Raw genomic sequence first — 6,529 nt, forward strand, 5'->3', positions numbered from 1 at the left:
ATGAACTTTTATATCGATTTATCGAGAGTAGCATTGCCCTCGTACCCACTTTTTCGCACCCCCGAGGAGCACAACAATCATGAAACGCCAATTACTGCTTAGCCTTTCACTCTCGATGCTGGCCAGCACTGCTTTTGCCCTGCCAGCAGCTGACCAGGCCACCCCACAAGTGAAACAAGACCACTCGGTGTTCAGCCAGACCGTCGCCGCCGATGGCTCCGAGCGTACTCCTCAGGGTCAAACCCTTGCCGAAGGCGGTAATGATCGCCTGAAAGAAAAAGGCCTGATCACTCAGGATGGCTCGGACCGTACACCACAAGGTCAGACCCTGGCTGCCGATGGTTCGGATCGCACCCCACAAGGCCAGACCCTCGCCGCTGACGGTTCGGACCGCACCCCACAAGGTCAAACCCTCGCTGCCGACGGTTCGGATCGCACTCCACAAGGTCAAACCCTCGCTGAAGGCGGTGGTGACCGTGTGATCGAACGCAACAGCACTCTGAGCTAAGCCCCATGGCCGCCCAGAAAAAAAGCCCAATCCCCGGATTGGGCTTTTGACTTTTCAGCACCCCCGCTTGATAACTGCCGCACTTCCCCGCTTGATCCCTCACAGTCGTTCGACGCCGGCAAAGCCGATTTGCTAGAGTGCGCCGCGTCCCTGTCCAGAAAACGCCCTTGCGATGCTGCCCCGCGCCGAACAGAAACAACAGACCCGTAATGCCCTGATGGACGCTGCCCGGCGCCTGATGGACGGCGGCCGAGGATTCGGCAGCCTGAGCCTGCGTGAAGTCGCGAAAACCGCCGGCATCGTACCGACCGGTTTCTACCGCCATTTCGCCGACATGGATGAACTGGGCCTGGTGCTGGTCAGCGAAGTCGGCCAGACCTTCCGCGAAACCATTCGCCTGGTACGGCACAACGAATTCGTGATGGGCGGCATCATCGATGCCTCGGTGCGGATCTTTCTCGACGTGGTCAGCGCCAACCGCTCGCAGTTCCTGTTTCTCGCCCGCGAGCAATACGGCGGTTCGCTGCCGGTGCGCCAGGCCATTGGCCGTCTGCGTGAAGGCATCAGTTCGGACCTGGCGGCGGATTTGTCACTGATGCCGAAACTGCAGCACCTGGACATCGCCGACCTGAGCGTCATGGCGGACCTGATCGTCAAAAGCGTGTTCGCCACCCTGCCGGACATCATCGATCCGCCCGCCGAGGCCTTGCCTGAGCACCTGACGCCCCAGGCAAAAATCACCCAGCAGTTGCGGTTTATCTTTATCGGCCTCAAGCACTGGCAAGGGCTCGGTAGCACCGAGTAACCCTTAACCTTCAGTCTGGATCAAGACCCTGTGGGAGCGAGCTTGCTCCGGGCGGCGTTCCGACGATAGCGTCGGCACATACAGAATCAATGTGACAGATACGCCGTCATCGCGAGCAAGCTCGCTCCCACAATGAACTGCATCGCTTCAACTTGGTGCGCAACTCAAAAACAACGCACCAACTTCAACCAAAAAAATCACTCAATCGATACCCCTCCTACACCTCCGTCAGCCATTTCCTACGCATCATGTCGATTGGCAAGCCCCTTGCTCTAGCCTGAGCATCGTCCATTGCTGGAAGCCTTCCGATGCTGGTGATTCATCGCAGAATCGACCCCCGACCCGTTTGGGCCGCTGAACTGCACCTGACGTTCGAAGCCCGCAGCAAAAGCCGTTTGCGCTGTTTCAGTGCCGAGGGCGAAGACGTCGGGTTGTTTCTGGAGCGTGGCCAGCCGCCGCTGCATGACGGCGAATGCCTGCAAGCCGAAGACGGGCGAATCGTGCGTGTCTGCGCCCGCCCCGAACAACTGCTGCACGTCACCTGCGCCAATGCCTTCGAACTGACCCGCGCGGCCTATCACCTGGGCAACCGCCATGTCGCCCTGCAAGTCGGCGACGGCTGGTTGCGCCTGCTCGACGACTACGTGCTCAAGGCCATGCTCGAACAACTCGGTGCCATGGCCTCGAACATCGAAGCGCCGTTCCAGCCGGAACATGGCGCCTACGGCGGTGGCCATCATCATTCGCGCCACGGTGATGAGGACTTCAACTACGCGCCGAAACTGCACCAGTTCGGCGTACGCCCATGAACCCGGCCTGGGCGCTGCTGCGCCTGGCCAGCCCGCAATTGCCGATTGGCGGCTACAGCTACTCCCAAGGGCTGGAAATGGCTGTGGATAACGGCCGGGTAAACGACCCCGACAGTGCGCGACGCTGGATCAGCGATCAGTTGCTGTTGAACCTGGCACGCTTCGAAGCGCCGCTGCTGCTCGCCCATTGCGTGGCCGCCAGCGAGGACAACTGGGGCCAATTGCTGCAACGCTGCGAGGAACATCGCGCCAGTCGCGAAACCCGCGAGCTGCATCAGGAAAGCCGGCAGATGGGTTACTCGTTGCAGCAATTACTCAACGGCTTGCCGGAACTCGACTCAGCCGCCCGCGCCTTCCTCGAACAACGCAGCGAGCCCCATCTGGCCCTGGGATGGGCCTTGGCCGCACGCGCCTGGCAGATCAGCCCGCAGGACGCATTGGCTGCGTGGCTATGGAGCTGGCTGGAAAACCAGTTGGCGGTGCTGATGAAGACCTTGCCATTGGGCCAGCAAGCCGCCCAACGCCTGACCAGCGAACTGTTGCCGCTGCTTCAACAGGCGCAACAGAACGCCACCCGAATCGATCCCGATCACTACGGCAGCGCCGCTTTCGGCCTGTCCCTGGCGTGTATGGCCCATGAGCGCCAGTACAGCCGTCTGTTCCGTTCCTAGGGCCTGTTATTTTGGAGAATCACATGAACACACAACCCCTGCGCGTCGGCATCGGCGGCCCGGTCGGCTCCGGCAAAACCGCCCTGACCCTGGCCCTGTGCCTGGCCCTGCGCGAGCGCTATAACCTGGCCGTGGTAACCAACGACATCTACACCCGCGAAGACGCCGACTTTCTGGTGCGCAACGAAGCCCTGGCGCCGGAACGCATCATCGGCGTGGAAACCGGCGGCTGCCCGCACACCGCCATCCGCGAAGACGCTTCGATCAACCTTGAAGCCGTGGATCAACTCAATCGCCGTTTTCCGGGCCTGGACCTGATTCTCGTGGAGTCCGGTGGCGACAACCTCTCCGCGACCTTCAGCCCGGAACTGTCCGACCTGACGATCTACGTGATCGACGTCTCCGCTGGCGACAAGCTGCCGCGCAAGGGTGGGCCGGGGATCTGCAAATCCGACCTGCTGGTGATCAACAAGATCGACCTGGCGCCGCTGGTCGGTGCCTCTCTGGAGATGATGAACAGCGACACCCAGCGCATGCGCAACGGCAAGCCATTTGTCTTCAGCAACCAGAAAACCGGCCAGGGTCTGGAACAGATCATCGCCTTCATCGAACGCCAGGGCTTGCTGACCGCGGCCTGATCACCCCTTCAACAAGGAAGCATTCCATGACACTGAAACGCATTCTCGGCGCCCTGGCCCTGCTGCTGACGCCAGCCCTCGCCTTCGCCCATCCAGGGCACGGCGACAATGGCTTGATCGCCGGTATCAGCCATCCGCTTGGCGGTCTCGATCACCTCCTGGCGATGCTCGCGGTCGGCCTGTGGGCCGCACAGCAGCAAGGTGCTGCGCGCTGGGCGCTGCCATGCACCTTCGTCGGGACCCTGCTGATTGGCGGGGTTCTGGGCTTTGAAGGAATGAACCTGCCCGCACTGGAGAGCGGGATTGCCGCTTCCGTATTGGCCCTGGGGCTGGCGGTGGCGCTGGCTGTGCGTCCACCGCTGGTAATGGCGGTGGGTGCGACAGCGTTGTTTGCGCTGTTTCATGGTGTGGCGCATGGGCTGGAACTGCCGGAGATGTCGAGTCCCTGGACCTATGCCGCAGGTTTTGTCGCCGCGACGGCAGTGTTGCATGCGGTAGGTTATGCGGTGGTGCGGGTGTTGCCGCAGGCCGCAGCGCCGTTGGTGCGACTAGCGGGCGCAGCTTCGGCGGTGACCGGGGCGTGGCTGCTGGCGGGCTAGTTCTCTAGTGCCTGAACCGTCCTCTTCGCGGGCAAGCCCGCTCCCACAGGGTTCCTGGTGTGAATGCTATCTACGTCACACAGCAAACTACTGTGGGAGCGGGCTTGCTCGCGAAAGCGGCCTGACAGACACAGCCTCTCTCAAGTCAGCCTCTCTGCTAACATGTCGCGCAATCGCCCCTGCCGTGACGACGCCAGCCAATGCCACCTGTTCCCCGCTCCGCCTCCAAGCCTGAATTGACCGCCCTGTTCGCCTCGGTGCAACAGCACTTCCTGAACGTCATCGTGCCGCTCTGGCAAGGTCCGGGCTGGAATGCCGACATGGCGTTGCCCTACGAGGCGCTGGATGCCGAACACCAACCGCTGCCACCGCAACGCTACCGGGCCATGGCCTGTGCGCGGCAGCTGTATCTTTTTGCCAGCCTGATCGGTCAGGTGCCGGGCGCCGAAGAGCGCGCCGCCGCGTTGTTCCGCTCGTTGCAGCGGCACTTCCACGATGCCGAGCACGGTGGCTGGTTCTACAGCGTCGATGCACAAGGGGCGCCGCTGGATCAGCGCAAGGACCTCTACACCCACGCGTTCATCCTGTTCGCCTGCGCCCATTACTGGGACAAGGTCCGCGAGCCATTGGTCGAGTCGGTACTCAACGCCTCGCTGGAAGTGATCGCGCAGCGTTTCGCCACGGACGACGGTCTGTATGAAGCCACGCTCGACCGCGACTGGGCATCGCTGGGCAGCGGCCCCTTGCAAAACCCGCTGATGCACCTGGCCGAAGCATTCCTCGCCACCCTGTCGGTGCGTGAAGATCTCGACGCGCAACACGCACTCATCGAGTTATGCACAGCCATGCACGCGCGCTTCATCGATCCGCAGCACGGCGTGTTGATGGAAAAGCCGCTGGGGTCTGTGGATAACTGGTTTGAACCGGGGCATCAGTTCGAGTGGTATTTCCTGCTGGAGTCCTCGGCGCTGCTGCGCACTTCAACCCTGCATGCCGATCTGGAAAGAGCCTTCGCCTTTACCGAGCAGTTGGGCGTCGATCAACAGACCGGTGCGGTGCGGGCCATGCTCGACCTCGAGCCAGGTAGCGGCGTCCGGGACGCCACGCAGCGCATCTGGGCCCAGGCCGAATACCTGCGCGCCCTGACGCTGCGTCCGGACAGCGAAGCGGATGTAATGCGTCAATTGCAGGCGTTGCAGCAGCGTTCGCTGCATGCAGGAGGCTGGTTTGAGTGTCGTGATGAGCACGGTGAAGTCAGCCGCCGCGACATGCCGTCGACCACGCCTTATCACCTGGCGACCTGTTATCGCGGGCTGGCGGTATATCTCGGCTGACTGTCTGCTCGCGAATGACCTCAAAGAGGTCACCTGGCTGTCACTCAATCCACTTGCGGTCCCCGGTAAAGCTGATGGTCAGCCATCGTGCGGCATCCGGCTCGCCAAGCTTCGCGGAAATTTCCTCGCGCAGACTGTCCAGTTGCCCCACGCCGTCCAGCCAGTAATCCTTCGGCAATACGATGTGGATCTCGATAAAACACGCCCTGCCGTGCTTCTGCACGTAGGAAATGTAGTCGTCGAAACCATGCTCGACCTTCGCCACCTCCATCACCTGACGCACCTTGTCGTCCAGCTGATCCGGGACGATCCCCAACACATCGCGCAAGGCCGGTCCGAGGATTTTCAGCGCCGGGGGGAGCATGCCCAGGGCCAGCAGAATCAGGATCATCGGGTCGACATACACCGCCCACTTGTCGTAACCCTGCGTCTTGAGCAGCAGCGCGATGAGGAAACTCACCAGCAGCCCCGCCGACAGCATTGCGTCCACCAGCCAACTGATGTTGTCGAACTGGATCAAAGATGAGTTGAGCGTGCGGTTGCGATGGCGGACGTAGAAAAAGTAAATGAGCTCAACGACAGTGAAGAACGCCGCGTAGAAGATCACCAGCCCCAATTCGACCTCGCGGCCTCCGCTGATGATGCCGAACACGCCGTTGAGAAAGGCGTAAATGGCGACCAGGAAAATGAAGCTACCCTCGATCACCAGCACCATGGGTTCCAGGTGCCAGGAACCGAACTGGAAGCGCTGGTTGCTTTCCTTGGCGATCAGCCTGGCGGTGATCAGCATCAGGACCTTGATGAAGGCCGCGATCAACGAAAAGAAGCCATCGAACAGGATGGATTGGGCGCCCGACACAAAACCGGTGATGATCCCGGCGAATGTCACGGCAAGCATCAGGAAGGTCGATTGTTTGAGCAGCGACTGCTCGCCTCGATTACTCACTGGAACTCCTCTGGAACCTCTAGACCGCAGGGTGCGGCGGGGTTGTTGGGTGAGGAGTCTAGCTGATGTCCTGATTTGTCTGTTCCGGCCCCTTCGCGAGCAAGCCCGCTTGTATGGTAGGACTTGAAGGGAGGAGGAGGGACAAAGCCCGATTCTGACTGTTAGCGCAGTACAGATCCGTGGGAGATTTCGCCCCTCCTCCTTTCACCCAAGCGCCGA

8 protein-coding genes are annotated in these 6,529 nt (G+C 61.3%); 7 read left to right on the plus strand and 1 reads right to left on the minus strand.

Annotated features, from left to right (window positions below; translation table 11 throughout):
* Nucleotides 1-79: 79 nt before the first annotated feature.
* From C9422_RS24835 to C9422_RS24865, 7 genes are all read left to right on the plus strand, one after another.
* Nucleotides 80-508, plus strand: coding sequence for a hypothetical protein (locus C9422_RS24835; protein WP_116582481.1), 429 nt, complete (start codon nt 80-82; stop codon nt 506-508).
* Between the two features lie 172 nt (nt 509-680).
* Complete coding sequence (locus tag C9422_RS24840) at nt 681-1,313, plus strand: TetR family transcriptional regulator (RefSeq protein WP_007979686.1); 633 nt, start codon at nt 681-683, stop codon at nt 1,311-1,313.
* A gap of 308 nt (nt 1,314-1,621) precedes the next feature.
* A complete protein-coding gene (ureE, locus tag C9422_RS24845; protein WP_116582482.1) occupies nt 1,622-2,122 on the plus strand; it encodes an urease accessory protein UreE in 501 nt (166 codons plus the stop codon).
* Nucleotides 2,119-2,793, plus strand: coding sequence for an urease accessory protein UreF (locus tag C9422_RS24850; protein WP_116582483.1), 675 nt, complete (start codon nt 2,119-2,121; stop codon nt 2,791-2,793). Before ureE ends, C9422_RS24850 begins: the two co-directional genes overlap by 4 nt.
* Before the next feature lie 23 nt (nt 2,794-2,816).
* Entirely contained in the window at nt 2,817-3,431 is a 615-nt protein-coding gene (ureG, locus tag C9422_RS24855; protein ID WP_007979691.1) for an urease accessory protein UreG, read from the plus strand.
* 26 nt (nt 3,432-3,457) lie between these two features.
* The gene (locus C9422_RS24860; protein ID WP_116582484.1) at nt 3,458-4,030 is read left to right on the plus strand and encodes a HupE/UreJ family protein; all 573 of its coding nucleotides are present in this window, start codon (nt 3,458-3,460) and stop codon (nt 4,028-4,030) included.
* A 200-nt stretch (nt 4,031-4,230) separates the two neighbouring features.
* Nucleotides 4,231-5,364, plus strand: coding sequence for an AGE family epimerase/isomerase (locus C9422_RS24865; protein ID WP_116582485.1), 1,134 nt, complete (start codon nt 4,231-4,233; stop codon nt 5,362-5,364).
* Between the two features lie 40 nt (nt 5,365-5,404).
* On the opposite strand, the gene C9422_RS24870 is transcribed toward C9422_RS24865, so the two are convergent.
* Nucleotides 5,405-6,310: a cation diffusion facilitator family transporter gene (locus tag C9422_RS24870; protein ID WP_116582486.1), complete on the minus strand. Its 906-nt coding sequence runs from the start codon at nt 6,308-6,310 to the stop codon at nt 5,405-5,407.
* Between the last annotated feature and the right edge of the window lie 219 nt (nt 6,311-6,529).

Source organism: Pseudomonas sp. B1(2018) (genome assembly GCF_003097365.1).
GTDB lineage: Bacteria > Pseudomonadota > Gammaproteobacteria > Pseudomonadales > Pseudomonadaceae > Aquipseudomonas > Aquipseudomonas laurylsulfatiphila.

Bases quoted from the DNA above. Each gene is read 5' to 3' on its own strand.
- C9422_RS24850 (WP_116582483.1), top strand. From the start codon at position 2,119: ATGAACCCGGCCTGGGCGCTGCTGCGCCTGGCCAGCCCGCAATTGCCG.
- C9422_RS24840 (WP_007979686.1), top strand. From the start codon at position 681: ATGCTGCCCCGCGCCGAACAGAAACAACAGACCCGTAATGCCCTGATG.
- C9422_RS24860 (WP_116582484.1), top strand. From the start codon at position 3,458: ATGACACTGAAACGCATTCTCGGCGCCCTGGCCCTGCTGCTGACGCCA.
- ureE (WP_116582482.1), top strand. From the start codon at position 1,622: ATGCTGGTGATTCATCGCAGAATCGACCCCCGACCCGTTTGGGCCGCT.
- C9422_RS24865 (WP_116582485.1), top strand. From the start codon at position 4,231: ATGCCACCTGTTCCCCGCTCCGCCTCCAAGCCTGAATTGACCGCCCTG.
- C9422_RS24835 (WP_116582481.1), top strand. From the start codon at position 80: ATGAAACGCCAATTACTGCTTAGCCTTTCACTCTCGATGCTGGCCAGC.
- ureG (WP_007979691.1), top strand. From the start codon at position 2,817: ATGAACACACAACCCCTGCGCGTCGGCATCGGCGGCCCGGTCGGCTCC.